Here is a 25,942-nt window from a genome sequence, read left to right as displayed (position 1 = left end):
CCTCGAAGTTCTAGTACAGGCCCGCCGCACCGCGCCACCTGCGCCGGCGCGCAGGCACCTCGCGATCCGAGGCTACCCGCTCCGCGATCCGCAGGTAAGCAGGTATGGAAGAGAGCGCGCGGGTTCGGAGAACGTGCTACACGCCAGCCTCCACGTGGACTCGCACCGCCCCCCGCGCCCGCGCTCGCTGCGCCCCTGGTACCTGGTGGCCACCATGCTGCTCACCTGGCTCATCGGCGTGCGCGGCTTCATGGCGGGGTGCGGGACGGCCATGTACCTGCGCGGCGGCATGGCCCCCGACGTGATGGCCGTCGCCCAGCAAGCACGCGACCAGGGGGAGCCATTCCAGTTCACGTACCTGGTGCTCGAGGCGGCCCAGGCGCGCGCCCTCAGCCTGCACCAGGACGTCTCCTTCCCGCTCAGCATCGGCAAGGTGCTCCTCGGCGGGCTGCTCGTCGTCGCGAGCGGCCTGGCGCTCGGCGGGCGGCCCGGCACGCGCGGCTTCGTGCTCCAGGTCCTCTTCGCCAACCTGGCCTTCGCCGCGGTCGATTACGCGCTCACCCGGGGCGTCCGCGGCGCGTGGATCGACATGGTGGCGCAGGCGGGGGCGCTCCTGCCGCCGGACGTCCCCGAGCGCGCCGGCCTCACGAACCCGGACCTCTGGTGGACCGCCGAGCGGGTGCGCTTCGTCATCTTCGAGCTTGCCATCCTCGGCTCCGCGGCGCTCGCGCTGACGCGGGAGCGCACCAAGCTCTACTTTCAGGCGGTCGCCCGGACGACGGTCGACTCCGGCGAAGAGCCATGAGCTCCGCGGAGAGGATCGCCGGCGCGGATCCTCGATCGAAGCCCGCCCAGCCCGAGGCGCGAAGGGTCGCCGTCCTGCCGGACGACCTCGCCAACCAGATCGCGGCCGGCGAGGTGGTCGAGCGGCCGGCGAGCGTGGTCAAGGAGCTGGTCGAGAACGCGCTCGACGCGGGCGCGCGCCGCATCCGCGTCGACATCGAGGGGGGCGGCGTCGGCCTGGTGCGCATCGCGGACGACGGGTGCGGGATGAGCCGCGAGGACGCGTCGCTCGCGGTGCTGCGCCACGCGACGAGCAAGATCGCGCAGATCGACGACCTCCGCTGCATCCAGAGCTTCGGCTTCCGCGGCGAGGCGCTCCCGAGCATCGCCTCGGTGAGCCGCTTCTCGCTGCGCACGCGGCGCGACGGCGAGTCGGAGGGGACGGAGATCCGGATCGAGGGCGGCGGCGCCGCGCAGGTGGTCCCCTGCGGGTGCGCCGCCGGCACCGTGGTCGAGGTGCGCGACCTCTTCTACAACGTCCCCGCGCGGCGCAAGTTCCTGCGCGCCGTCGGGACCGAGTCGGCGCACGTGACCGAGATCGCGCAGGCGGTCGCGCTCGGCGAGCCGGGCGTGACGGTGGTGCTCTCGCGCGACGGGCGCGTCGCGCGGGAGTGGCTGCGCGCCGCGAGCCGCGCGGAGCGGGTGCGCGCGATGCTCGCGGGCGAGGAGCTCGCGACGTGCGCCGGGCAGCGGGGGCCGCTCACGGTCGAGGCGTTCGTGTCGCGGCCGGAGCGCGCCCGCTCGGGCGCCGGCTGGCTGTGGATGTTCGTGAACGGGCGGCACGTGCGCGACCGGTCGCTGGCGCGCTCGATCGCGCTCGCCTACGGCAGCGTGCTCGAGCCGGGCCGGTACCCCATCGGCGCGGTGTTCATCGATCTTCCTCCCGAGCTCGTGGACGTGAACGTCCACCCGCAGAAGGCCGAGGTCCGCTTCGCCGACGGCCGCGCCGTCGCCGACGCGCTCTACAAGATCGTCGCCGCGCAGGTGGCCGCGGCGTTCGGCCTGCCCGCGCCGGCTCCTGGCGGCTTCCAGGGCCGCAAGGGCAAGCTCTTCGAGGACGCGGCCTCGCCGCCCGGAGACGCCTGGGTATGGTCGAGCGGCCCCTCCGCGGGGGCGCCCGCGGCGGGCCCGCCCGCGGCGGCGGGCACCCCCGCGGCGGGCGCGCCGAGCGAGCGCCGGGAGCCGCCGGCCGACCCGTGGGGCCTCGGCGGCGACCTCGTCGGGATCCCGCCGGGGCGCCCGGAGGCCGCGCGCCCCGGGTCCGCCGCGAGCGGCGCGGGCGCGCCGGCGCAGCTCGGGGTGTGGGACGACATCGCGCTCGCCGAACGGCGCGGCGGGGCGGTGGAGCCGGCGATCGCGCCAGACGAGCCCGCGAACGTGCCGGGCGGGCTGGCGAACGTGCCGGGCGCGCCCGCGAACGTGCCGGGCGCGCCCGCGAACGTGCCGGGCGGGCCGGCGAACGTGCCGTACCCGACCGGCAGCGCGTCCGTGCTCGCCGCGGCCGAGCGCGTCCTCGCCTGGAAATCGCTGCGCTTCCTCGCGCAGGTGCGCAACACCTACTTCGTGTGCGAGGGCCCGGACGGGATCTACTTCCTCGACCAGCACGCGGCGGCGGAGCGCGTGACGTTCCACCGGCTGCGCGCGGCGTACGACGGGCGCGACGTCGCGACGCAGAAGCTGCTCTTCCCGGTGCTGGTCCCGGCGGCGCCCGCGGAGGTGTCGCTGGTCGAGGAGGCGCAGGAGGCGATCGCGCGGCTCGGGCTCGACGTCCGCCCGGCGGGCGCGGCGCAGCTCGCGGTGCACGCGGTGCCGACGCTGCTCCGCCGCGCGGCCCCCGAGCGCCTCGTGCGCGACCTCGTGGACGAGCTGAGCCACTCGGGCGAGCGCGCCTTCTCGGGCGCGGTGGACCTCGCGCTGGCGACGATGGCCTGCCACGGCTCGCTGCGCGCCGGAGACCCGGTGGCGCCGGACGAGGCGCGCGCGCTGCTCGCGGCGCTCGACGAGGTGGATTTCGCCGGCCATTGCCCGCACGGCCGGCCGATCGTGATGCGCGTCGGCTGGCCGGAGCTGGAGCACCGCGTGGGGCGGCGGTGATCGAGGCCGAGCGCGGGCTCGCCCCGGAGGCGAGCGCGGCCGCCGCGTCGCCGTGCGCGGCCGCTGCGCCGCCGTGCGCGGCCGCCGCGCCGCCGTGCGCGGCCGCTGCGCCGCCGTGCGCGGCCGCCGCGCCGCCGTCGTGGGAGACGATCGCGCCGCCGTCGCCGGGCGAGCTGCTCGTCGTGGTCGGCCCGACGGCGAGCGGCAAGACCGAGCTCGCGATCCGGCTCGCGGAGCGCTTCGGCGGCGAGGTGGTGAGCGCCGACAGCGTGCAGATCTACCGGGAATTCGACCTCGGCTCCGGCAAGCCGACGCCCGCCGAGCGGGCGCGCGCGCCGCACCACCTGATCGACGCGGCCGATCCGCTGGAGGCGATCGACGCCCAGCGCTTCGCGGAGCTCGCGGAGGCGGCGATCGGCGATATCCGCGGCCGGGGCCGGGTGCCCATCGTCTGCGGCGGCACGTTCCTGTGGGTGAAGGCGCTGCTCTTTGGTCTGTCGCCGGCGCCGCCCGCCGACCCCGAGGTGCGGGCGCGCCACCGCGCGATCGCCGAGGCCGAGGGGCGCGCTGCCCTCCACGCGCGCCTGGCCGAGGTGGATCCGGCGAGCGCGGCGCGCCTCGCGCCGAACGATCTCGTGCGCGTGAGCCGGGCGCTGGAGATTTACGAGCGCTCGGGCCGGACGCAGAGCGCGTGGCACGCCGAGCACGGCTTCCGGGAGCGCCGCCACGCCTCGCGCCTGCTCGCGGTGCACCGGGACCGCGCCGAGCTCGACCGCCGCATCGAGGCGCGCGTCTCCGGGTGGCTGGAGCAGGGCTGGGTGGACGAGGTCCGCTCGCTCCTGGCGCGCGGTTACGGCGGCGCGCGAGCGATGGGCTCGGTGGGCTACCGCGAGGTGCGGGAGCACCTGGAAGGTGGCCTGCCGGCCGCGGAGCTCGCGCCGGCCATCGTGCGCTCCACGCGCGTCTTCGTGCGGCGGCAGCGCACCTGGCTGAGGGATCAGCCGGTCGCACACGTCACGCTCGCAGACAGCGTTGATAGTTAGGCTAACGAACCATATCGCACTACGCGGCGGCCCCTCCAGGCGAGGTCCAAGGAGCGGGCGGCCGCACGCGTCATGCTCGCAGACGGCGGGAATAGTTAGATAGGCTAACGAACCATATCGCGCCGCGAGGCGGCCTCTCCAGGAGCGGTCGAGGGAGCGGGCCGTCGCGCAAGCCACGCTCGCAGATGGCGTTGATAGTTAGATAGACTAACGATCCATATCGCGCCGTGGAAGCCCCCTCCACGCGCAGTCGACGGATCATTCGTTCGCGTATGTCACGCGCGCGGAGCGTCGATAGTTAGATAGGCTAACGAACCGCATGGAGCCGACGCGGCGGCCCCCCCCACGAGCCCCGAGGCAGCCACAGGGCGTCGCGGGCACGGGCGGTCCGGCGCGCGACGGCGCGGGTCAATAGGCGAAGGCCTGGTAGACCTCGGTCTCGTCGGGCCCGTCGAGCGACTCGACGATCGGGTTGAAGCGGAGCATGCGCTTCGCCCGCTCCGACAGGTGGGGGAGGCTCTCGCGGGGCACCCGGATCGAGACCTCCGGCCGGAAGAGCCAGCGGCGGCTGTAGCCGATGACGACCATGGGCCGCGGCTCGCGCGAGCGGTTCGGGGTTCCGCGGTGCAGGCCGCGAACGTCGCGGACCATGACGTCGCCGAGCTCCATGGGGATCGGCTCGAGCGCGACCTCGCCCTGCTCGAGGCGCCGCATCCCCTCGGCCTTGGAGAGCATGTGCGTGCCACGGGCGATCTCGATCGGGCCGTTCTCGGCGGTGACGTCGACCAGGGGGAAGTTGACGGCGAGCTGGAATGCAGGCGTCTCCTTGCCGGTCTCCGGGAAGAGCGGCGGCGTGTCGCGGTGGACGTCCTGGTAATCGGACCCGAGGAGCGGGGTGTCGGTCGCGAGCTGGACCATGGTCATGTCGGCGCCGACCAGGCGCTCGACGACGCCCAGGATCGTCTCGTCTTCGTAGATGCGCGGCTCCGCGAAGGGGGCTTTGAAGGGGAGCGTGACGTAATACCGCCCTGGCCCCCGGTTCTTGAGGTGCCCCTCGCGCGCGATGTGCGCGTCGAGGAGCGGCGCGAAGGCCTCACGCCACGAGAGCAGCAGGCTCTTCGGGATGAGGCTCTTGATCAAGCAAAACCCATCGCGCTGCGCCGCGTGGGCAAGCTCATCCAATTCGGCGCTGGTGCGGCGGGCGAGGTTCATGGCTCGGCGCCAAGCTTGGAGTGGCTCACGCCGAGTCGTCAAGCTCATCACTCGCCCTCTGCCGATTCGTGACGACCCCACCTTTCCCGGAATCGTCGTCTTCGAAAGAGAAGTCGCCGCGTCAGGGAGCTGGAGCACGCGCGGGACGGACGAGCGCTCTCATCCCGTTCAATCTCCGGAGGTCCTGTTCGATGTCCTTAGGACGCCGCGTCGGCGCCGATTCCTCGCTGTCAGCGCGACTGCCACCTGACCTCGCCGTCGCAGCGCGGGCAGCCCGCGCCGCGCGGCCGCGGCTCCTGCGCGAACGCGACCCGGCCGCAGCCAGCGCAGACGGTCATGTGGCTCCGGTAGAGCTCCGCGTCGGAGAGGATCTCCGCGGCGAACAGGCTGAGCACGATGTCGCTCAGGAGGTCGCTCTCGCGCGGCGCCGGGATCCAGCCCGAGCGGCCTTCGACGACGCTCCACCGCACGCGCGCGCTGTACAGCGCCGCGCGGAGAAACCCGCGATCGGGGTTCGGCGCCACGAAATCGAGCAGCGCGAGCGCCACGCGCCGGCGCGCACATCCGGTGAGCGCCGCGACCTCGCGGTGCCGCTCGTCGAGCTCGCAGAGCTCCACGGTCGCCGCGCCCGGCTCGCGCAGCGCGCGAGGGGCCTTCATCCAACCGGGCTCGACCACGTGCTCGTGGAGCCACGCCGCGAGTTCGTGGGGTTCCCACGAACGGGTGGTGACCTGCATGAAGCTGAGCGCGCCGGCCAGGCTGGGGCTCGCGAGCAGGCGCGCCCGCAGCGCGACGAACGAGCCGGCCCGCCCCGCGCCGGCTCGAACGCCCTGCCCGAGGGCCTCGCGTCGGACGGAGCGGCTCGCGGGCTTGAGGCCCGCCATCGCGATCTTGAGGGAATTGCTCATAAGTTCCATGGGGTTTCCGTCCCGCTGTGCGCTGCGGGGGGCGGCCGATCGCCGGCGATGTGCGGCGCTGTAAGCGCCCCGCGTGCCAGCCATTCGATGCGTCAGCCCTGCGCCGCATCGCGCGAAGACGCGCTGATTGCGCTCAAAAGAGCGCGGCGCGCGCATGCAGCTGAGGTCTCGAGACCGCCGTCCATCGCGCGCGATTGCTGCGTCCAGGCATCAGGCAGCTGGAACGCAATCGACAGCTGCGCTCGGCGCGCGTCCTGCGGTCATCCGCGGCTCGATAAAGCAGGTCCGTTTCGCGCGCCGGCGCGGCACGCAGGCGATCTTCCGCCCGCGACGCCCCGAGATCGCGCCGGTAGCTCCCCGAAATATCGTGATGAGAGCACCCGATGCGTGGCCGCCGTCGGCTCACCCGCTCGGCAGCGAGGAATCCATCACTGCGGGCGCGGCGGCGAGACGGCGGCGCCGAGCGCGTGGGCCGCGCGCAGGGCCACGACCCGCAGATGACCGTCGGGCAGGTGCTCCCGCCCCGCGACCAGCGCGGTCAGCGGCACCCAGTGAAGCCGCCGAGGCGGAGCGGACACCGGCGCGGCCGTGGGCGCGGCGCCCGACGGGGACGCGGCTGCCGACGGGGACGTGGCTGCCAAGGGCGACGTGGCTGCCGACGGGGACGTGGCGGCCGACGAGGCACGCGGCGCCTCCGCGGCCACCCCGGTGACCACGAAGGCGATGGGATGGACCAGCTCCGGCGTCAGCCCCGCCGAGGGGCGGTAGGCGCCTCCGAGCTCGACGGCCTCGCCCGCGTCAACGCCGTACTCGACAAGGAGCCGCGCCCGCACGAACGCCTCCGCCTCCGCGAGGGTACGCGCGCTCCGCGGCAGCCGCCACGCCGGCGCGACAAGGAGCTCGCTGTTGCCCGAGAAGCTCTGGGCGGCGGGCAGGTCGTGGTCGTCCACGCCGAGCACCACCTCTCCCGACGGCGCGCGCGCGAGCAGCGCGGTCGAGACGGTCAGCGCGCCGAGCGGCCGCGGCACCACGTACTCGAGCTCGCGCGCGGCCACCACGGCGCCGCCATCGGCCAGCTCCTCGAAGCGCGCCCGCCGCACCTCGAGGAACCCGGTGCTGGCGCTCGGATCCACCCGCGCGTACCGCCGGCGGCTCGGGCGCTCGAGCAGGGCGCGCAGCGACGTCGGCTCCACGACGGCCACCGCGCCGCCGCCCGCGCTCGCGAGCGCGGCGCCTGCCGCGCCCGCTCCGGGCGGCGCGGAGGGGCCCTCGGGGAGCGCGATGTCGTCGCCGATCCACGGCCCGAACGACAATCCGAAGCGCGCCAGCAGGTCGTAGACGTTCAGCTCGAGCCGCGCGTCGGGCAGGCCGCCGACCTGCGCGGCGCGCAGCAGCTGGCGCGCCTCGATCGCGCGGATGCGGCCCGAGGTGCCGAACCCGGAGACGTCCTCGGAAGGCGCGTTCACGAACGAGGGCTCGACCTCCACGAGCATCGAGCGCACCTCTTCGAGGATGCCGCCGGGCGACGGGTAGTACGTCGTCCCCGGGATCATCCGCTGGATCGCCTCCGCCCGCACGCCGGCCGCGCGCCCGAGCGCCCGCTCGACCGTGTGGCCGACCGGGAGCTCGGTCTGCACGACCGCGATCGGCTCGGCCAGGTAGTCGGCCGGGCCGCTGCCGTCGAGGGGGGGCGTCTCCTCGCGGCAGGCGCGCGCGATCGGACGCGGGTAGCTCGTCCTCGCCAGCACGTACGCCGTCTCGCCGGCGAAGAAGAACGGCACGATGTCCAGCGTGGGGTGGGGCCGCGCCGCCAGGTCGAACACCCGGCCGGTGGCGCGATCCTGGTGGTGCTCGATCCGCAGGAACCGTGGAGGGCCCTCCGCCGGACAGAGCCGGAACGCGACCCCCTGACCGGCCTTCACCTTCTCGCCGACGATGAGGTAGTTCGTGGGCGGATACGGCAGCCGCGCGCCCGCGGCGTCCCGCAGCTCGAAGCGGCCGGCGAACCGGTTGCGCACGATCCACGGGTTGCGCAGCGGCGTGGACGACAGCACGCGCAGGCCGAGCCGGGCGAAGAGGGCCTCGAACTGCGCTTGCGAGAAATAGGTGTACTCCTCCTTGACCTCGGCTTCCCAGTCGACGCGGTAATCCTTCCGCAACACGAACTCGACCGCGTGCTTGTGGGCGAGCCGATACCGCCGCCACCCGGGGCGCGGCGCGGGAAGCGCGCCGGACGGCCCGGGGGAGAGCCGCTCCAGCGGGAACCCGGGCTCGGGCGACAGCGCGCGAAACTCGCCGGCGAACCGCTCGAGCAGCGCCGCGGTCGAGGCGCTGCGGGGGTCGGGGCCGCCGTCGCCGTCGTCGGCGGGCACGTCGAGCAGCACCGGCTGCGGCCCCGGGTCGACGAAGTCCCGCACCACCAGCACGCCGCCCGGCGCGAGCTGCTCCACCTGCGCCGAGAGCGCGTCCGCGGCGTTCGCGTGGCGATAGCCGCCGTACGAGGTCACGTGGTGCAGCACCGACGAGTCGAAGATCCCGTCGAGGCTCTCGGGCGGGAAGACCGCCGTGGCGATGTCGCCCAGCTGGAAGCTGAGGTTCGGGCGCCGGTGAGCGCGGCGCGCGAGCTCGATGACCGTGGGATCGATGTCGACGCCGATCACCTCGAGGCGCGGGTAGAGCAGCGCCAGCGCGGCGCTGCCCTGCCCCGAGCCCATGCCCATGTCGGCGACGCGGCCCTCGCACAGGAGGTGCGCGGCCGTGAGCGCGACCTTCTGGCGCATCGACGCGTCCATCGCCGACAGGTACCGCGCGTACGCGGACAGGTCGTCTCGCCGTTGATCCGCCTCGTACCCCGCCGCCGCGCTCGTCGTCATGGCCACGAGTGTACGCCGGGCGCGGGGCGCGGAAAGACCGCACCGCCGGCGCGGTCACCGCCGGCGCGGTCACCGCCGGCGCGGTCACCGCCGGCGCGGTCACCGCCGGCGCGGTCGCGTGATGGCGGCGGCGCCCGCGCCGGGGCGCCGCGCGCCGGCCGCCTCAGGTGGCCGCGAGGCCCGGGAGCGGCGACTTGGCCGGCAGGTTCGGATCGCCGAAGCCGCTGAAGTCCGTGACGCCCATCGCGTCGCAGAGGCTGAGCAGCACGCGCTCGTGCCGCTCGGAGCTGCGCACGTAGCGCCCGCCGGGGCTCGTCTTCAGATAACCGCCCTCGCCGCTCGCCAGGACGAACTTCATCTCGTTCTGGTTGTGGTTCGGCGAGTCGCCCATGTCGCGGCACCAGGCGATCAGCGTGTTGTCGAGGAGCGTCCCGGAGCCGTCGGCCTCGGGGATCGCCTTCAGCTTGTTGATGAGATCGACGAACCGCTGCGCCAGCCACTTCTCCAGCTTGATCAGGTCGAGGTGCGCCGGAGCGCCGGTGTGGATCATCGAGCCGTGCTCCTCGCCCCGCAGCCCGATGTCCGCCAGCTCGACGTTCATGGCCTGATCCGAGCCCCACTGGATCGCGGCGACCCGCGTGATGTCGCACGCGAACGCGCCGACGATGAGATCCATGTGCAGGAGGTTGGCCTCCAGCGGGTTGCTCGGATCGCCGCTCGGCGCCGTCGGCGCGGTGCAGGCGCCGCCTCCGCCGGACGACGCGTTCGACAGCCGCTCCTCGATCTGCCGGATCGAATCGAGGTGCAGCCCGAGCTTGTACTTCTGCTCGGCGCCGAGGTTCCCCTCGAGCGCCTTGATCTCGTTCTTCAGGTTGTCGAGCACGCTCCTGCGGCGGCGCAGCACCTCGTCCGAGGTGGTGTTCGCCGGGATCGCCGAGCCGAACAGGGTGGAGTAGGCGGACTTCGGGGACGCGATCGTCGGCAGGTTGTCCTTGCGGTAGTACGGCGACTTGCCGCCGCTCACCGTGCTCTCGGCCCCGAGCAGGAGCGAGGGGATGGTCGTCTTCGTCCCGGCGGCGATCAGCTTGTCCGCGATGTACTGATCGACGGAGATCAGCCTGGCGGGGTCGCTGAAGCCGAGCCCGGTGAGGCCGTCGGGGGCGCCGTGGTTGTTCCCGGGGTTGCCGCTGGGGAGGCCGTCCACGAGCACGACGTGCTGCTTCACGTCCGCGAGCGGCGACGTGGACTCGCTGAACGTCGGGGTCTCGCCGGAGACGCTCGTGGGCTTCCAGATCTGGGGCGCGGTCCCCATCGTGCAGAACAGGAGCAGCCGCTTCGGCTTCTTCCCGGGCGCCGCGTGGGCGATGGAGTCGAGGAACGGCGTGAACAGGAAGCTGGCCCCGACGCTGGCGCCCAGGCCTTGAAGAAAAGCTCGACGATGAAGGCTGCGCATGAACGACCTTTCGCTCGCTACCGATTTCCTTGCAGCTTGCAGCCGTGCCGCGTGAAGCGCGCGGTCCGGAGACCGCCGCGACAGGCGCGTGGGGGCGCGCCTGTCGCGGCGGGGGGGCTCGCGCCCCGTGCTCTCAGGTAGCCGCCAGGCCCGGGAGCGGCGACTTCGCCCCCAGGGCCGGATCGCCGAAGCCGGAGTAGTCCGTGACGCCCATCGCGTCGCACAGGCTGAGCAGCACGCGCTCGTGCCGCTCCTGGCTCTTGATGAAGCGGCCGCCAGGCGCGGTCTTCAGGTAGCCGCCGGTGCCGCTCGCCAGGACGAACTTCATCTCGTTCTGGGTGTGCGCCGGCGCGTCGCCCATGTCGCGGCACCAGGCGATCAGCGTGTTGTCGAGGAGCGAGCCGGAGCCGTCGGCCTCGGGCAGCTCCTTCAGCTTCTTGATGACGCCGACGAACTGCTCGTGCAGCCACTTCTCGAGCTTGATCAGCTTCACGTGGCCGGGGTCGTTGCCGTGGATCAGGCCGTTGTGCTCCTCGTCCGCCAGGCCGATCTCCGGCAGGTTGACGTTCATCATCTGATCCGAGCCCCACTGGATCGCCGCGACGCGCGTGATGTCGCACGCGAAGGCGCCCACGATGATGTCGAGGTGAAGCTGGTTGGCCTTCATCGGGTTCGACATGTCGCCCGAGGGGCTCGTCGGGACGGAGCAGCCGCCGCCGGTGGGCCCGCCGGGCCCGCCGGTCATCGAGCCCGAGAGCCGGTTCTCGATCTGGCGGAGCGACTCGAGGTGCAGATCCAGCTTGTACTTCTGCTCCTGGCCCAGGTTCCCCTTGAGCGCCGTGATCTCGCCCTTGAGGTTGTCGAGGATGCTCATGCGCCGGCGCAGCCGAGCCTCGGCGGCGGGGTCGGGTTGGTTCGGGTTCGTCGGGTTCGACGGGGTCACCCCCGAGAACACGGTCGAGTAGGCGGACATCGGCGAGCCGATCGGCACCAGGTTGGTGTTCTTGTAGAACCCCGTCTTGCCGCCGCTCGTGTCGGCGCCGAGCAGGAGCGAGGGGATGGGGGTCGCGAGCCCGGCGCCCTTCAGCTTCTCGACGATGTACTGGTCGACCGAGATGAGCCCGTAGGGGCCGTTGCTGAAGTAGCCCATCCCGGTGAGGCCGTCGGCGGACCCGTGGTTGTTGCCGGGGCTCGCGCTGGGGAGGCCGTCCAGCATCACGATGTGCTCCTTCACCTCCTCCAGCGGCGAGGTGGCCTCGCTGAACGTGGGGGTCTCCCCCGAGACGCTCTTCGGCTTCCAGACCTCGGGGGCCGTCCCCATGGTGAAGAAGATCAGGAGCCGCTTCGGCTTCTTCCCGGGAGCCGCGTTGGCGATGGAGTCATAGAAGGGCGAGAACAGCAGGCTAGCCCCGAGGCTGGCCCCAACACCCTTAAGGAAGTTCCTACGACTGTGGCTGCGCATGACCGATCCTTTCACTTGCTACCGATCTCTTCTTTGTTTGCAGCCGTGGGGTCACGGACCTTGAACTCTGCGGGTGAAGTGCGGCGTGCGCGTCAGCGCGAGCCACACGCTCTTCAGGCGGTACTCGTCGGCCGACGCCTCCTGCTGGACCTTCTCGTACGTGCAGCCGTCCTGCTCCCAGGTGTCGCCGAACGCGTAGTACGACCAGTAACGGACCATGCACGCCTTGACGTCGTCGCTCGCCGCGAGGTAGTCGGTCAGCTCGGTCACGCCGTTGAAATTGAAGTCTTCCCCGGAAGGCGGCTCGACGATCATCCCGGTCACGTCGACGGGGATCCCGTTCTCGTCGTTCCGCCACCGGCCGAGCGTGTCGTAGTGCTCGAAGCCGACGCCGATCGGGTCCGTGAGCTTGTGGCAGGAGCTGCAGACCTCAATGCTGGTGTGCTGCTCGACCATCTGGCGCGTGGTCGCCGGCGTCCCCAGGGGCTTGATGTTCGGATCGACGCCGGGCGGCGGGGGCGCGAGCGGCTGGCAGAGCAGGCGCGTGCGGACCATCTTGCCGCGCTGGGTCGGCGAGGACAGCTTCGCGCCGCCGTGCCCGGTCAGGAAGCTGCCGTGGGCCAGGATGCCGCGATCGCGCTGCCCAGGGGCGAGCGTCACCCGGGTGAGCTCGGTGCCGCCGGCGCCGCCGAGGCCGTAGTGCGTGGCCAGGCTGCTGTTGATGAACGTGTAGTCCGCCTGCAAGAGGTTGGCGAAGGTGCCGTTCAGGTTGAACGCGGTGTCCACGATGAGCGCCTGCGTCTCGGACATCATGTCCCTGCGCAGATCGTCGCTGAGGCTGAAGGCCGTGTTGTCCTTCACCGCGGTGACCAGGCGGTTCAGCTGGAGCCAGCCGCGCATGAACCGCATCATCTCCGCCTCGGCGAGCGGCCGGGTCGCCGGGTCTTCCAGGATACGCTGCGCGTGCTGGGCGATCAGCTCGCTGCTCAGCGTGGTGCCCGCGGCGGCGGCCTCGTCGGCGGCCTGCAGCAGCGCCGCGTCCGGCATGGTCCCGGTCAAGAGGTACGAGAGGTTGCTCGCGATCTCGTGCGGGGTGAGCTCGTAGACGCCGCCGCCGGCCTCCCTGCCGATCTCGTGGCGGTACAGGAAGTACGGCGACTGCAGCATGGCGCTCACGACCACCTTGGCGCCGTCCTCGAACGTCGTCTCCGCCGCGAACAGGCCGTCGTAGGACGGGAAGCGGTCCTCCGGGAGCGGCTCGCGGAACGCGCGGCGGGCGAAGTCGCGGATGAACTGGCCGCGGCAGGCCGCGTCGGTCGTCCGGCAGGTGGCCGAGGTGAGGGTGTCGAGCTTGTTCGTCACCGCCCAGTCCGCGGTCGCCTCGGCCCAGTCCATGATCTGCTGGGCGGTCAGGTCGCGGATCACGAGCGCGTTCGCGTCGGCCGTGAACCCGAGCACCTGCGGATCGTTGAAGATGCTCGGCAGGGTGACGCTCGGATCCCGGAAGAGATCGCGCACGGTGGCCTCGAACTGGTCCACCGTCAGGCGCCGCACCGTGCGCGGGCCGGGGGTGCTCAGGTCCGCGACCTCGCACTCCGACACCTTGGGGATGTCGTGGGGCTGCGGCGGCGGCTCGTCGATCGGCGGCTGATCGCCCGGAGTATCGCTCGGATCGTCCTCGGAGGGCGTGCCGTCGACATTGCCCAGATTGCCCAAGCAACCGAGCGGGCCGGCGAGGAGCAGTGCCACTGCGGAATAGCGGCGACACGCCTTCGCCGAAACCAAGCTCTTAAGCGTGCTCATCATTGCTTGAGAAAAGCTGATGTCTCTCATGTTGTCAAGCCCCGATCAAGCGGTGTCGCCTTGATAACTCACGAGCTCACGTGCTTTCCACGTGCCCTGACTCGATTCGTCGGTTGGTTGATTCAGCGCTTCTACCTGTCTCCGCAGGCCTCATCGTTCACAGGATCGTCACAGGACCGAGTTCGCTCTCCAGAGAGGGAGTCTCGCTCGACGCAGAGCGTCGAGCCGATTCACGCTGTCGTGCGCCATGCGGGCGAGCTCGGCCGGCTCGCCAACCCAGAGCCGACCCGGAGCCGCTGGATCGCCAGGCGCGCCTCGACCTCGGGTCCCGCGGCCAGCCGCAGGGCGAGCTGGCCATTTCCCGTGAGTGTCGAAAAGCGATCCACGGCGAGATGAACTGCAACCCCTGTGCCGCGTCGTCCCTCGATGCCAACCCGGGGTCCTGGGCCAATTTCTGGATTTTTTCGGAGGTTTCGCTGGGGTGGACGCGGGAAAGTCCAGGAAGCGTGATCCACCCCGGTCGCGATCCATCCATGCTCATCGGTGGCCGGGCCCCCACCCCGGCCGCGTCAGCCCTTGGACCAGGCGCTGATCGAGCGATAGCTGGCGACGGACTCCTCGATGACCTCCAGGGCGCGGTTCCTGTCGTACATCGTCTCGACCTCGGCGAGCTTGTTCTCGAGCGTCTTGTAGTCGATGAAGAACCGCATGAGCTCCTTGGTCACATGCGGGGGCAGCTCCTCGTGGGTCAGGTAATGGGCCACGGAGGGGTCGTCGACGGCGACGGCGATGATCTTGTCGTCGACGCCCTTGTCGTCGCGCATGAAGAAGCCGCCGATGGCGCGCGCCCTCACGATCGTGAGCGGCACGACCGGCTCCTGCATGAGGACGAGGACGTCGAGCGGGTCGCCGTCGCCCGCGTGCGTCTGGGGGATGAAGCCGTAATTGGCCGGATAATGAACGGACGAGTAGAGCACGCGATCGAGCATCAAGAGCCCGGTCTTCTTGTCGAGCTCGTACTTGCACTTCGACCCCTTGGGGATCTCGATCACCACGGGAAAGAAGTCGTGCCGGCTGTCGGGGAGCAGGATGTCGTGAAGCGGATGGGTCATTGAGGCGTCCTGGGCTTTCGCCCCGCCCTGGGTGTGGACGAGGGGCGCGCAGGATAGCAGAATTCCAGGCAAATTGGCGCGCGACGTGGCGCGCGCCACGCCGCGGCTCACTCCCGCCAGCAGAACCCGAAGCGCGCGGACGCCCCCGGCAGGAGCTCGGCGTTGTAGCTCATGCCGGAGAACTTCACGCCCGCGTTGCCCGCCTCGGCCACGGCGTTCCACACGTCGGTGGGCGTGCCGTCGGTCTGCAGGGTGATCACCCAGGTCGCCGGCGCGTCGCCCACGTTGGTGACGTCGACCGACTTGCAGCCGCCGCCGTCCCACACCGTGTCCACGGTCTCCTTGACGTCGAAGTCCGAGTTCACGGGCGGCGGATCGTTGTCGGTGCCCGACGGCTCCTCCTCGCCGCCGCCGGGATCCTCCGACGGATCCGGCTGCGTCGCCGCCTCGGCGAGGCGCCTCGTGAAGCGCGGCGACTGCGCGATCGCCTTGATGACGCCCGCGACCGTGAGGTCCTCGGGCCCGAGCTGGCCGGTGATCTGGTCCGCCATGCAGGAGAGCTCGGCCTGGTCCATGGCGCCGAAGCCGAAGCGGAGCCACTGGAGGGTGAAGCACGCCTGCGCGTCGGGGCTCTCCGCGAGCTTCTGGGCGAGCTCTCCGGTGCCGTCGAACGGGCCGCTCGTGCCCTCCGCCCCCACGATGTTGCCGCTCGCGTCGACCGGGTGCCCGTCGTCGGTGTCGCGGTAGCGGCCGACGCCGTCGAAGTGCTCGAAGCCGAAGCCGATCCCGTCGATGAGCGAGTGGCAGCTGCCGCACGCCTCGTTGTTCGAGTGCTCGAAGAACCGCTCGCGGGTCGACTTCGTGGGATCGGGCTGGGGCGGCTTGACGTCGAGCCCCGCGGGCGGCGGCGGCAGCGGCTGGCAGAGGAGCTGCTCGCGCACGAACTTGCCGCGGTGCACCGGAGACGACTCGCCGGCGTGCGCGTGGGTGCTGAGGACGCTGCCGAGCGTGAGGATGCCCATCCGGTTCGACCCGGTGAGGTCGACGCGCGTCGTGCCGTACTGATCCGCGGCCCCGCCCGGCGCCGGGAGCCCGTAGAACGACGCGAGCTCCGGGGTCACGTAGGAGTAGTTCGCGGTGTACATCTCGCCCAGCGAGCCGGAGCCATCCTGGAGGAGGTGGTGCACGAAGGCCGCCGTCTCCTTCTCGATCGCCTGCCGGATCTCCTCGGTGTACTCCGGGTACGCGGTCATGTCCTTCGACGGCTTGGCGCTGAGCTGGAGCCATGTCCTGAAGAACCTGAGGACGCCGGCGTCGGCCCGCGGATCCTGCATCATCCGCTCGACCTCGGCGGAGATGGCCGCCGGCGTCGCGAGCTCGCCCGACTCCGCCTTGCTGAGCAGCTCGTCGTCCGGCATCGAGCTCCAGATCATGTAGGAGAGCTGAGACGCGATCTCGTGCGGCAGGAGCTGGTAAGTGCCGTCCTGCGCGGCCACGCCGAGCTCCGGGCGATAGAGGAAGTACGGAGACTGGAGCACGGCGGCGATCATCGCCTGGACGCCCCCGGCGAAGCCCTCGTCGGCCTTCACGCCGCGGTAGAGCTCCATGTACCGGGACCGGTCCTCTTGCGTGAGCGGCCGGCGGAAGGCGCGGCGCCCGAAGCCCTCGAAGAACTCGGTCGCGCACGCGTCGTCTCCGGTCTCGATCGGACAGGGGACGAGCGACCCGGGCGCCGCGGCCACCTTGGCGGCGATGTCCTCGGCGGCGTTCCGCATGAGCTGGACGTCGGCCCCGGCGTAGAGGAGCGCGTCGGCGTTGTTGTCGAACCCCTCGACGTTCGCGTCGGTCGGGAGGATGTAGCCGGTCGTGTCGACGCCGAGGAGGTCGGCCACGGTCCTGTCGAACTCGACGCGCGACAGCCGGCGCAGGACGCGCCGCCCGGACACCATGTTGGGCTCGCAGGCCGTCGGCTGGTCCTCGCACCCCTCGCCCAGGTTGACGCGGTTCACGAACTTCTCGAAGGACTGGTATTCCTCGCTCTGGAACGGGATGAGCGCGCCGCCGGCGTGGCCGTCGGGGTGCCGTCCGGAGGGGCGCAGGAGGAGCGTCGACTCGCCGTTCACCTCGAGCGCGGCCATGGCGCGCACCGCCTCGAAGTTGGCCTGCAGCGCCTCGTCGGTGCCCGAGGTGTCGAACACCATGCGGGTCCCCTTCGCGAGCCCGCTCGCGGTGTGGCAGACGGTGCACTTCGAGGACATGATCGGGTCCCAGAGGTTCGCCTTGAAGAACTCGATGTTGTCGGCGCACCCCGAGTCCAGCGAGCCCGTGTCGTCTCCGCCGTTCGTCTCGTCGCCGCCTCCGAACATGCCGTTGCAGCCGGCGCCCGCGGCGCCCAGCGCGGCGCACGAGAGCAGGAGCGCGTAGCCGAGGCGCGGAGTCCGCCGGCGCCGCGGGGGGTCGCTCGCCGGCGGGGGCCGGGAGACGGGCGCGTCCGCCGTGTCGAAGGGTCCCTTCGCGTGTGTGTTCATAAGCTTGTTCCTCGTAATCCCAAGTGCTTTGAGTGGACGGACGTGCGGACGACCGCGCGTCACGCGAGCCCGTCCAGCGGGCCGGTGCCCTTCGAGGCGTCGCCGAAGGTGCTGTTGCTGAGGCCCATGGCCTGGCAGATGGAGACCAGGAGCTGCTGGTGGGGAGCGCCGCCGAACTTGATGTAGCGGCCGGGCGTGAAGGCTCCCCCGCCGGCGAGGACGAACGGGACCGACTCGCACCGGTGCAGCGGCGCGTCGCCGAGCTCCTTGGCCCACACGACCAGCGTCTCGTCGAGCAGGGTGCCGCCGCCGGAGCCGGCGGTCGACTTCAGCTTCTTGAGGAGATAAGCGAACTGCTCGGCGAACCACCGCTCCGCGATGCGGAACCTGTCGACGTCCTCCCCCGAGCTCGCGTGCGAGAGCGAGTGATGATCCTGGCTGGAGAGGCCGAGCCACCGGAGGTGCAGCGGCGAGACCGTGTGAGAGAACTGGACGGTCGCGACGCGGGTCCGGCCGCAGGCGAGCGCCGCGGCGACGAGGTCCATCTGCGCGACGGCGATGTCGGGCACGGCGTCCTCGTCGGTCGGGTTGAACGAGGGCGGCGGCGGGGGCGCCGTGCCGCAGCTCGCCGCGACGGGGCCGGCGCCGGTGCTCGCGCCGGGCGCGATCTGCTTGAGGCCGTCGATGTGCGCGTCGAGCTTCGCCTGCTCGCGCGCGGGCACGCCGGCGCGCAGCGCCTCCATCTCGCCGTTCGTGACGCGCAGGATGCTCTGCCGGCGCTTCATCTTCGGATCGATCTCGCCACCTCCGGTTCCGGTCGAGCCGCCGTTGCCGGTGAAGCCGTCGAAGATCTGGTTGTAGGCGGTCCGCGGCTCGTCGATCACGGGCGCGAACTGCCCCGCCGCGCTGTAGGACATGCGGGTCTGGGCGCCGGTCCCCCACGGGCTCGTGTAGATGCCGAGGTTGACCGGCCGGACGCCGAGCTCCTGGGCGACGTACCAATCGACGCTCTGGCCGCGGCTCGCGCTGCCGGCGTTCCCGCCGCCCGTGAGCATGTTGATCATGCCGGGCTCATGGTTGTCGACGCCCTTGAAGTCGATGCCGTCGCAGATGATGAGATCGGACTTGTGCGCAGCGAGCGGCTCGAGGATCGAGCCCGCAGGGAAAGAGAAGCTCGATCCGGAGCCCGTCGGACGCCAGAGGTGATGATGAGTCCCGTTGGGGGAGAAAAAGATGACGAGGTTGCGCGCAGTACCACCGTCGGCGCGAAGCTGGCTGATCCTCCCGAGGAACGGAGCGGCGAGGAGACCAGCGCCCAGGCCGGCGGCGAAGCGACGTCGGGATATGCGGTTCATGCGAGCGTGCTTTGCAGAGGCCGTGCCCGCGAGGCGATCGGCGCCTGAGCACTCGAATTCATCGCGCTCGCGAGGGTGCCACATGTCGCCTGAACCCGGAGCGGTTCTGGGCGCGAGATCCAGTCGATTTGGAGGATGATCCTGAACCGGAACGAGTTCGGCGCACATTCAGCACAATGCGTGAGCCTCTGCGGCACAGCACGGGCTCATCCGCGAAACGCGCGACGCAGGCCCTCATTCAGCGGCGGATATTCAAGGCACGTGCCGCGGGCGTCCGGAAATGCCTTAAGGGGTCTCAGCGCCGCTGGTGATGCCTGGCACATTCACGCTGCATCAGGAGGACGCCAGGAACGCGAGGAGAAGCCACAATTTTATCCTCCTGGCATCCTTTGTACCTCGGCCGCTCGACATCTCCTCGCCTGGAGAATACGACGATGCAGCGATGTTCGTGCGTGTCCGATCCAGTCACACAGAGCGAAGACCGCCAGGACGCCAAGAGCAGTCGAGACCGTGCCCCGCGCACGCCCCACCCGGGCGACGGGAGCGCGCGCCCTCGCCGCGCCGGCCGCGGCGCAAGGCGGCCTGCGCGCTCGCGCTGCTCGCGCTGGCCGCCGCCCTCGGCGGCCCCCCCGCCGCGGCGGCGCGCGCGCCGGACGCGGCGCCGGCCGGTCCGCCGCCGCCCGCCCCGGGCGCGCAGCCCGGCGCGCCCGCCGATGAGGCCGCCGAGCCGCCGGCCGAGGGCCGCCCCGTGGTCTCGCCGGTCCAGCGCCCCGACGAGCGCGATGCCCCGCAGCGCGCCTGCTCCTTCGCGCTGCCCGTCTGCGCGCACGCGCCCGCGGGCGTCCCCGGCAGCGCCCTCCTGGAGAGCATCGCCGACCTCGAGGCCGCGATGCGCGCCTACGACGCGCTCGGCCTGCCGCGGCCGCTCCCCGACGGGGCGCGCGGCGGCAGCCCGGCGTACGACCTCTACCTGGAGCGCGGCCCGCGCCGCCCGGCGCGCGTCGGGCACGACCTCAGGGCGATCGGCGAGCGGTTCGACGCCGCGAGCGCGTTCGCCATCATCGCGGCGCCGGGGCGGGGCGGGTGCTCGAGCGCGTCCGACGCGGCGTACGCGCTCGGCCACGCCGTCGCGACGCGCCTCGACGCCGGGGCCGAGGAGGGCGCGCTCGCCATGACGGCGAGCTACCTCGCGGCGATCGCGGCGCCCTGCCCGGCCGAGGAGCTCGCCGCGATCGACGCCTTCCAGCGCGCGCCCGAGCGGGCGCTCACGGGCGCGGCGCTCGGCGCCCTCGACGGCGCCCTGCTCTTCCCGTGGTACCTCGACGACGCCTACGGCACCGGGACGCCGGCGCAGGTCGCGATGTCGCTGCTCGCCATCGCGGCGCAGCCCACGCCCGGCGGCGCGGCGCGCTTCCGCGCCGAGCCCGACACGTTCGACGCGCTCCGGGCGTCGCTCCGGTCCCGCGGCAAGGACCTCGACGACCTGCTCCTCGAGTTCGCGATCGCGCGGGCGTTCGTGGGCAGCCGCAGCGACGGCGCCCACCTGTCCGACGTGGAGCGCTTCGGCGACTTCGGCCGGGTGCGCTTCGAGTGGTCGCTGCCCTACGCGACGCTCCCGCGGCGGGTCGCGCCCCTGCGCCCGATCGAGCCGACCGGCGCCACCTACCTCTGGCTCGATCTCGCCGCGGAGGGCGCGGCCGGCGGGCCGGACCTCGAGGCGGCCGAGATCACCCTCGTGGCCGACTGGGAGCTGCCCGCGCTGTTCCGCTGGGCGATCGTGAAGGTCGACCGGCAGGGCGCCGAGGCCGGCCGCGTCGAGGTGGCCGGCATCTTCGGCGAGAGCCGCGCGCAGCGCACCGTGGTCGGGCTCGACGGCCTCGCGGGGCTGCTCATCGTGGGCGTCAACGCGGGGAGCATGATCCGGAGCCGCCCGTTCGACCCCGACGACGCGCCGTTCATGCCGCACGCGTACACGGTCTGGCTCTCGAGGTGATCGCGGCGTATCACGCCCGCGCCTCGTCGCCCCTCGGGGACAGGTGCTGCGCGAACCACTCCCCCGCGAGCCGGGCGACCGCCGCGAGCGCGCCCGGCTCCTCGAACAGGTGCGTCGCGGAGGGCACCACGGCGAGGCGGCGCGGGCCGGCGAGGCGCTCGAGCGCGCCCTGGTTCAGCGCCAGCACCGTAGTGTCCGCGCTGCCGACGATGAGCAGCGTCGGCGCCCGCACCCGGGTCAGGGCCGCGCCCGCGAGATCCGGCCTGCCGCCGCGCGACACGACGGCGCCCACGACGCGAGGCCGCGCCGCCGCGGCGACGAGCGCGGCCGCCGCGCCGGTGCTGGCGCCGAAGTAGCCGACGCCGAGGTGACGGAGCTCGGGGCGCGCGAGCGCCCAGTCCGTCACCCCGAGCAGCCGCCGGGCGAGCAGGTCGATGTCGAAGCGGAGGCGAGCGCTCCGGCGATCTTCGGCGGCCTCCTCCTCGGTGAGCAGATCGAACAGCAGCGTGGCCAGCCCCCACCGCCAGAGCGCCTCCGCGACCGAGCGGTTGCGAGGGCTCCTGCGGCTGCTGCCGCTGCCGTGGGCGAAGAGCACGAGGCCGATCGCGCGCTCCGGGATCGCGAGATCCCCGGGCAGCGCCGCCGCGCCCGCCTGGACGAGGAGCGGCCGCTCCGCGCCCTCCGGCGGCGGCAGCTCGCGCCGCGCCTCGGCGAGGAGCCAGGCGACCAGGTCGTCGGAGGTCTGCGAGAAGTCCTCGTAGTAGGCGCCGATCGCCTGGAGGCCGGGGTCCTCCTCGATGCAGGCGATGGAGTCGACCTCGCGGGCGAGCGACGACAGGCTCGATGGCGCGGCGACCGGCGCCGCGAGCACGATCCGCCTCGGCGAGCGCCTGCGCAGGTCGCGCAGCGCGGCCCGCACCGTGCCGCCGGTCGCGATGCCGTCGTCCACGACGATGACCGTCCGCCCCTCGACGCGGGGCATCGGCCTGTCGCCCCGGAACCGCCGCACCCCGCGCTCCACCTCGGCGGCCTGCTGCTCCGCGATGTCGGCGAGCTCCGCGTCGGCGATGCCGAGCGCCGCGACGAGGCTCCGGTCGATGTACACCTCGCCCCCCTCGGAGATCGCGCCCACGCCGAGCTCCGGCTGCCCGGGCGCGCCGAGCTTGCGCACGATCCACACATCGAGCGGCGCGCCCAGGGCACGCGCCACCTCGTAGCCCACCTCGACGCCGCCGCGGGGCAGGGCGAGGACGAGCGGCGCCTCGCTCCTGTACCCCGAGAGCAGCTGCCCGAGCCTGCGCCCGGCGTCCCTGCGATCCTGGAACAGCTTCGCTCGACCCATCGCCGCCTCCCCTCACCACCGCTCCCTTTTGGATCGTGTCGATCTTTCAAGAGCGGTGCCGCGCGCGGCGCGCGGCGGGGGGCCGCGCCGGCGCGGGCTCAACCGCGCGGCGCGCCGCGGCGGACCGTCAGCCGAACAGGCTCCACTCGTCCTCGATGAGCGACAGCGCGTTGATCAGCTCGATCGCGAGCTCGCGATCGAGCCACTCGTCGACGCGCTGGCCGGCCGCGACCGCGCTGAAGCACGCGCGCGGGATGCGCTTGGCGAGGTGCATCAGGCACGAGCCGGTCCGATCGAGGCGCGCGACCCAGTCGGTGTCGCGGTAGGCGTACCTGGCCTGGTGGAACAGCGAGTCGCTGAGCGCGGAGATCCTGTCGCGGATGACGTCGGCGGGCTCGGCGCGCGACGCGATCGCCTCGCGGACCTCGCCGATGGCGCGCAGCACCAGGCCGACCGGCGCGCCGGGGTGGAACGAGGCGCGCTTCGGCGAGAACGTGAGATCGTCGAGCGCGACGAAGTACCAGGCCTGCGGCGAGGACACGCGGTAGAGGTACGCCGCGCCGCAGGCGTCGGCCGCCCTCATCGCGACCTGCCAGGCGCCCTCCTCGTCGACGCTGTCCTGCTCCGCGGGCATCCCGTCGATGCGCTCGACGCCCGCGCTGCTGACGAGCGGATCCGCCCACGCCATGACCACGACCGACGTGGTGCGCGACCAGCTGCACAGGAGGCGCGCCCTCGCCTCGGCGGAGACGCGGCCGCCCGGCGCGATCCAGACGAAGCGCCCGTCCTTGAGGTCGGCGCGGTGCTCGTGCTGCGAGGCGCCGTGCTCGGCGAGCTGCTGGAAGAGCGCCTCGCCCCGCGCCGCCCAGCGCTGGGCGAGCGCCTCCTCGGCGCTGTCGGACGGCGTGTCGTCCCAGTCGAGCTCCGGCGGCCGGGGCGGCGAGAGCTCCGTGTCGTCCGCCTCGCTCGCGGGCTTTTCGCTGCGAGGTCGCCGCTTCGGCGGCGTCGCCCGGGCGTGCTCGTCGGCGCGCGCCCTCGCGGGGCGGAGCCTCGGCGCCGCCGGCCGCTCCGTCGCGGCGCCCTTCCTCGCCGACGAGCGCTCCGTCGCGGCGCCCTTCCTCGCCGACGAGCGCTCCGTCGCGGCGCCTTTCCGCGCCGACGAGCGCTCCGTCGCGGCGCCCTTCCTCGCCGACGAGCGCTCCGTCGCGGCGCCCTTCCTCGCCGACGAGCGCTCCGTCGCGGCGCCCTTCCGCGCCGACGAGCGCTCCGTCGCGGCGCCCTTCCTCGGCGCCGCCGCGCGCTCCGTCGTGCCGACCTTCCGCGACGTGGCCGATCGCTTCGCCGGCGCGGCCGACCGCGCGGCGGCTGCCTTCGCCTTCCCGGGCGTCGCTCGCGCGCTGGCCGCCGGCCGCTCGTGCCTGTCGCGGAGCGCGGCCGGCGAGCCCGCCTCGGCGACGCCGCGCTGGCCCGCCTTGTCACGAGGCTGCGCGCGCGCGCGCCCGCTCGATGCCTTGACGGTGCGCCTGGGTTCGGCCGATGTCCTTCGACCGCGCGGTTTGGGCATTGGGACAGCGTATCACGAGCCCGGCGGGCGATACCGACAGACGCGCCCCGAGAAACGCGCATGTCGAACGGAAAGGCGGTCCACCGAGCGCCGCGCCCGGGAGCCCGCAATCGAGCGCTCCGTCGCGGCGCCCATCACCCGAGCTCGCACCTCCCCGGCCCCGCGCGCTCACGCCGCCTTCAGCGCAGGTGCGTTTGCGTTCAGGGCCCGTCTTGTTGCGTTTGTTGCGTTTGTTGCGCCCAGCTGCCTGTATTTGCGTCGCTCGCGTTCAGTTCGCCTCGCTGAGGGCCCGGCGCACGACCTTCTTGAATTTCCTGAGCGGTTGGGCTCCGCTGACCAGGTAACCGTTGATCACGAACCCCGGAGTCCCGGTGATGCCGGCGCTCCGCGCGGCCTCCGCGTCGGCCTCGACGGCGGCACGGTGGGTGCGCTCGTCGAGGGCTCGGGCGAAGCGCGCCGCGTTGAGCCCGATGCTCGCGGCGTGCTGCTCCAGGGCAGGGCGATCGAGGTTCGCGGCGTCATGGGCCTTGAAGAGCCGATCGTGCATCTTCCAGAAGCCGGCCTGCCCCTGCTGCGCGAGCGCCTCCATGGCCGCTTCGGCGGCCAGCTGCGCTTCGGGGTGGAAGGGGAGCGGCAGGTGGCGAAAGACCACGCGGACCTTGCCCGGGAACGCCTTGAGGAGCTCATCCATCGTGGCGGCGCTGCGCGCGCAGAAAGGACACTGGAAGTCGGAGAACATCTGGATGACCACCTTGCCGGCGGCCGCCCCCTTGGCGGGGTGACCCTTGGGCGGCGGCGGCACCGACACCTTCGGCGGGAGCGCCGGCGGGACAGCCTGCTTCTGGATGGCCTCGTAGACCTTCGCGCGCGGCGTCCCCGCCACGACCATGGCCTCCGCCTTGGCGAGCTCCTCGTCGATGAGCGCCTGGAACTCCTCGATCGGCTGCGCGCCGACCAGCCTGCGCCCGTTGATGAAGAAGTGCGGCGTCCCCGCGGCGCCGAGATCGTCGGCGAGCTCCATGTCGGCCTCGATCGCGGCCGCATGCTTGCGCGAGGCGACGGCGCGCTTCGCCGCCGCTACGTTCAGCTGGAGCTCGGCGGCGAGGGCCTCGAGCGCCGCGTCGTCGAGGCCGGCCTCGGGCGCGAGGAGGCGGTCGTTCGCCCGCCAGAAGGCGGCGTCCCCCTTCTGGGCCCGCGCCTCCCGCGCGAGCTCCGCCGCGGGCTCGGCGCGGGGGTGGAACGGGAGCGGGTTGTCCTTCCAGACGACGCGCAGCTTGTCGCCGTACTGCGCCGCGAGCTTCTCGACCGTCGGCGTCACCCGCCTGCAGAACGGGCACTGGTAGTCGCTGAACAGCACCATCGTGACGAGCGCCGTGTCCTTGCCGCGCACGGGCGAGTCGCCGACCGGCACGAGGTGCACCACCCGGCGCTCTTCCTCCTCCGCCGCCTCCTCGGGATCCGCGGCGGGCGCCGCGAAGTTCTTCGCCGCGAGCGCCGCGTAGATCTGCTCCGGCGGCGTCCCCGCGGCGCGGAGCGCGCGCGCCGCGGCGAGCTGCGCGTCGATGATCTCGGCGAACCGCTCCGCCGGCTGCGCGCCGACGAGCAGGACGCCGTTGATGAACGAAGCCGGCGTGCCGTCCACGCCGAGCCGCGCGGCGAGCGCCATGTCGGCGTCGACCTTGCGCGCCGCCCCGCTCCGCTCGACGAGCTGCTCGACCTGGCCCGGCGTCACCCCCGCGCGCCGGAGCGCCGTCGCTTCGAGCTCCGGCGAGAGCCGCTCGTCCGCCCCGAAGATGGCGTCGTGAAACGCCCAGAACGCGCTGGGGCCGGCGTGCGCGAACACCGCCATCGCCGCCTCGGCGCTCGGGCGGGCCTGCTTGTGGAAGGCGAGCGGGAAGTTCTTCCACACGATCCGCAGCTGCTCCGGGCCGTAGCTCCGCTCCAGCTGCCGCAGCGTGCCGCCCAGGTGCTTGCAGAAGGGGCACTCGAAATCGGAGAACACGACGATCGTCACGGGCGCGAGCCGGCTGCCGCGCGCCGGATCGGCGCGGGTCACCGGCACCGGACCTGGCTCGCCCTCCGCGACCATGAGCTCATCGAGCGTCGGGCGCGTCGCAGACCGCGCGGCCGCGCCCGGCGGCTGCGCGGCCTTCGCCGGCTGCGACGCGCCCGGGGCGGACGGCGGGAGCGCGGAGCTGCAGGCCAGGGCGAAGATCAGCGAGAGCCAGGCGACGGCGGCGAGGGCGCGGCGGAGCATCGCGCGAGTGTACTCGCGTTCCGCGATGACGCCGGCCGTCGCCGCGCGGCCTCGCTGCGCCCGGCGCGGAATGCGTCCGCGCGTCGCCCCG

At 72.7% G+C, this 25,942-nt stretch carries 16 protein-coding genes; 4 read left to right on the top strand and 12 right to left on the bottom strand.

Features of this window, described 5'->3' with window-relative positions:
- Positions 1–133: 133 nt before the first annotated feature.
- From WME98_RS22280 to miaA, 3 genes are read left to right on the top strand one after another with little or no spacing between them, the layout of a single operon-like run.
- Positions 134–805 (top strand): hypothetical protein, encoded by a 672-nt coding sequence (locus WME98_RS22280; RefSeq protein ID WP_437953102.1) that lies wholly within the window; start codon positions 134–136, stop codon positions 803–805.
- Positions 802–2,937: a DNA mismatch repair endonuclease MutL gene (gene mutL, locus WME98_RS22275; protein ID WP_437953101.1), complete on the top strand. Its 2,136-nt coding sequence runs from the start codon at positions 802–804 to the stop codon at positions 2,935–2,937. The genes WME98_RS22280 and mutL overlap by 4 nt, the downstream gene beginning before the upstream one ends.
- A complete protein-coding gene (miaA, locus tag WME98_RS22270; RefSeq protein WP_437953100.1) occupies positions 2,934–3,980 on the top strand; it encodes a tRNA (adenosine(37)-N6)-dimethylallyltransferase MiaA in 1,047 nt (348 codons plus the stop codon). Before mutL ends, miaA begins: the two co-directional genes overlap by 4 nt.
- A gap of 408 nt (positions 3,981–4,388) precedes the next feature.
- On the opposite strand, the gene WME98_RS22265 is transcribed toward miaA, so the two are convergent.
- The 9 genes from WME98_RS22265 to WME98_RS22225 all read right to left on the bottom strand — a co-directional run bounded on the left by WME98_RS22265 (position 4,389) and on the right by WME98_RS22225 (position 18,695).
- Complete coding sequence (locus WME98_RS22265) at positions 4,389–5,192, bottom strand: phytanoyl-CoA dioxygenase family protein (RefSeq protein WP_437953099.1); 804 nt, start codon at positions 5,190–5,192, stop codon at positions 4,389–4,391.
- Between the two features lie 230 nt (positions 5,193–5,422).
- Positions 5,423–6,100 carry a hypothetical protein gene (locus WME98_RS22260; protein ID WP_437953098.1) on the bottom strand — a complete coding sequence of 226 codons (678 nt, stop codon included), beginning with the start codon at positions 6,098–6,100 and terminating at the stop codon, positions 5,423–5,425.
- A gap of 437 nt (positions 6,101–6,537) precedes the next feature.
- The gene (locus tag WME98_RS22255) at positions 6,538–8,982 is read right to left on the bottom strand and encodes a methyltransferase domain-containing protein (RefSeq protein WP_437953097.1); all 2,445 of its coding nucleotides are present in this window, start codon (positions 8,980–8,982) and stop codon (positions 6,538–6,540) included.
- A 163-nt stretch (positions 8,983–9,145) separates the two neighbouring features.
- A complete protein-coding gene (locus WME98_RS22250) occupies positions 9,146–10,435 on the bottom strand; it encodes a DUF1552 domain-containing protein (protein ID WP_437953096.1) in 1,290 nt (429 codons plus the stop codon).
- Positions 10,436–10,568: 133 nt separating this feature from the next.
- Complete coding sequence (locus WME98_RS22245) at positions 10,569–11,897, bottom strand: DUF1552 domain-containing protein (RefSeq protein WP_437953095.1); 1,329 nt, start codon at positions 11,895–11,897, stop codon at positions 10,569–10,571.
- 51 nt (positions 11,898–11,948) lie between these two features.
- A complete protein-coding gene (locus tag WME98_RS22240) occupies positions 11,949–13,646 on the bottom strand; it encodes a DUF1592 domain-containing protein (RefSeq protein ID WP_437953094.1) in 1,698 nt (565 codons plus the stop codon).
- A 623-nt stretch (positions 13,647–14,269) separates the two neighbouring features.
- Entirely contained in the window at positions 14,270–14,812 is a 543-nt protein-coding gene (locus WME98_RS22235; RefSeq protein ID WP_020742099.1) for an inorganic diphosphatase, read from the bottom strand.
- Positions 14,813–14,919: 107 nt separating this feature from the next.
- A complete protein-coding gene (locus tag WME98_RS22230) occupies positions 14,920–17,340 on the bottom strand; it encodes a DUF1592 domain-containing protein (RefSeq protein ID WP_437953093.1) in 2,421 nt (806 codons plus the stop codon).
- Between the two features lie 59 nt (positions 17,341–17,399).
- A complete protein-coding gene (locus tag WME98_RS22225; protein WP_437334993.1) occupies positions 17,400–18,695 on the bottom strand; it encodes a DUF1552 domain-containing protein in 1,296 nt (431 codons plus the stop codon).
- 442 nt (positions 18,696–19,137) lie between these two features.
- On the opposite strand from WME98_RS22225, the gene WME98_RS22220 reads away from it, so the two are divergent.
- Entirely contained in the window at positions 19,138–20,688 is a 1,551-nt protein-coding gene (locus WME98_RS22220; protein ID WP_437953092.1) for a hypothetical protein, read from the top strand.
- Positions 20,689–20,698: 10 nt separating this feature from the next.
- Here the strand turns inward: WME98_RS22220 and WME98_RS22215 are convergent, their stop codons facing one another.
- The 3 genes from WME98_RS22215 to WME98_RS22205 form a co-directional block, all read right to left on the bottom strand.
- On the bottom strand, positions 20,699–22,030 hold the full coding sequence (locus tag WME98_RS22215; RefSeq protein WP_061621667.1) for a phosphoribosyltransferase family protein: 1,332 nt from the start codon (positions 22,028–22,030) through the stop codon (positions 20,699–20,701).
- 127 nt (positions 22,031–22,157) lie between these two features.
- Positions 22,158–23,594 (bottom strand): DUF6882 domain-containing protein, encoded by a 1,437-nt coding sequence (locus tag WME98_RS22210; protein ID WP_437953091.1) that lies wholly within the window; start codon positions 23,592–23,594, stop codon positions 22,158–22,160.
- A 268-nt stretch (positions 23,595–23,862) separates the two neighbouring features.
- Positions 23,863–25,851, bottom strand: coding sequence for a DsbA family protein (locus WME98_RS22205; protein WP_437953090.1), 1,989 nt, complete (start codon positions 25,849–25,851; stop codon positions 23,863–23,865).
- Positions 25,852–25,942 lie beyond the last annotated feature (91 nt).

The organism is Sorangium sp. So ce296, from assembly GCF_051529605.1.
Taxonomy (GTDB): domain Bacteria; phylum Myxococcota_A; class Polyangia; order Polyangiales; family Polyangiaceae; genus Sorangium; species Sorangium cellulosum_D.
This window is presented reverse-complemented; position numbering and strand designations above follow the sequence as displayed.

Excerpts from the sequence above, each read along its gene's own strand:
- mutL (WP_437953101.1), top strand. The coding sequence starts at position 802 with ATGAGCTCCGCGGAGAGGATCGCCGGCGCGGATCCTCGATCGAAGCCC.
- WME98_RS22265 (WP_437953099.1), bottom strand. The coding sequence starts at position 5,192 with ATGAACCTCGCCCGCCGCACCAGCGCCGAATTGGATGAGCTTGCCCAC.
- WME98_RS22260 (WP_437953098.1), bottom strand. The coding sequence starts at position 6,100 with ATGAGCAATTCCCTCAAGATCGCGATGGCGGGCCTCAAGCCCGCGAGC.
- WME98_RS22255 (WP_437953097.1), bottom strand. The coding sequence starts at position 8,982 with ATGACGACGAGCGCGGCGGCGGGGTACGAGGCGGATCAACGGCGAGAC.
- WME98_RS22250 (WP_437953096.1), bottom strand. The coding sequence starts at position 10,435 with ATGCGCAGCCTTCATCGTCGAGCTTTTCTTCAAGGCCTGGGCGCCAGC.
- WME98_RS22245 (WP_437953095.1), bottom strand. The coding sequence starts at position 11,897 with ATGCGCAGCCACAGTCGTAGGAACTTCCTTAAGGGTGTTGGGGCCAGC.
- WME98_RS22235 (WP_020742099.1), bottom strand. The coding sequence starts at position 14,812 with ATGACCCATCCGCTTCACGACATCCTGCTCCCCGACAGCCGGCACGAC.
- WME98_RS22230 (WP_437953093.1), bottom strand. The coding sequence starts at position 17,340 with ATGAACACACACGCGAAGGGACCCTTCGACACGGCGGACGCGCCCGTC.
- WME98_RS22225 (WP_437334993.1), bottom strand. The coding sequence starts at position 18,695 with ATGAACCGCATATCCCGACGTCGCTTCGCCGCCGGCCTGGGCGCTGGT.
- WME98_RS22220 (WP_437953092.1), top strand. The coding sequence starts at position 19,138 with ATGTTCGTGCGTGTCCGATCCAGTCACACAGAGCGAAGACCGCCAGGA.
- WME98_RS22215 (WP_061621667.1), bottom strand. The coding sequence starts at position 22,030 with ATGGGTCGAGCGAAGCTGTTCCAGGATCGCAGGGACGCCGGGCGCAGG.
- WME98_RS22210 (WP_437953091.1), bottom strand. The coding sequence starts at position 23,594 with ATGCCCAAACCGCGCGGTCGAAGGACATCGGCCGAACCCAGGCGCACC.
- WME98_RS22205 (WP_437953090.1), bottom strand. The coding sequence starts at position 25,851 with ATGCTCCGCCGCGCCCTCGCCGCCGTCGCCTGGCTCTCGCTGATCTTC.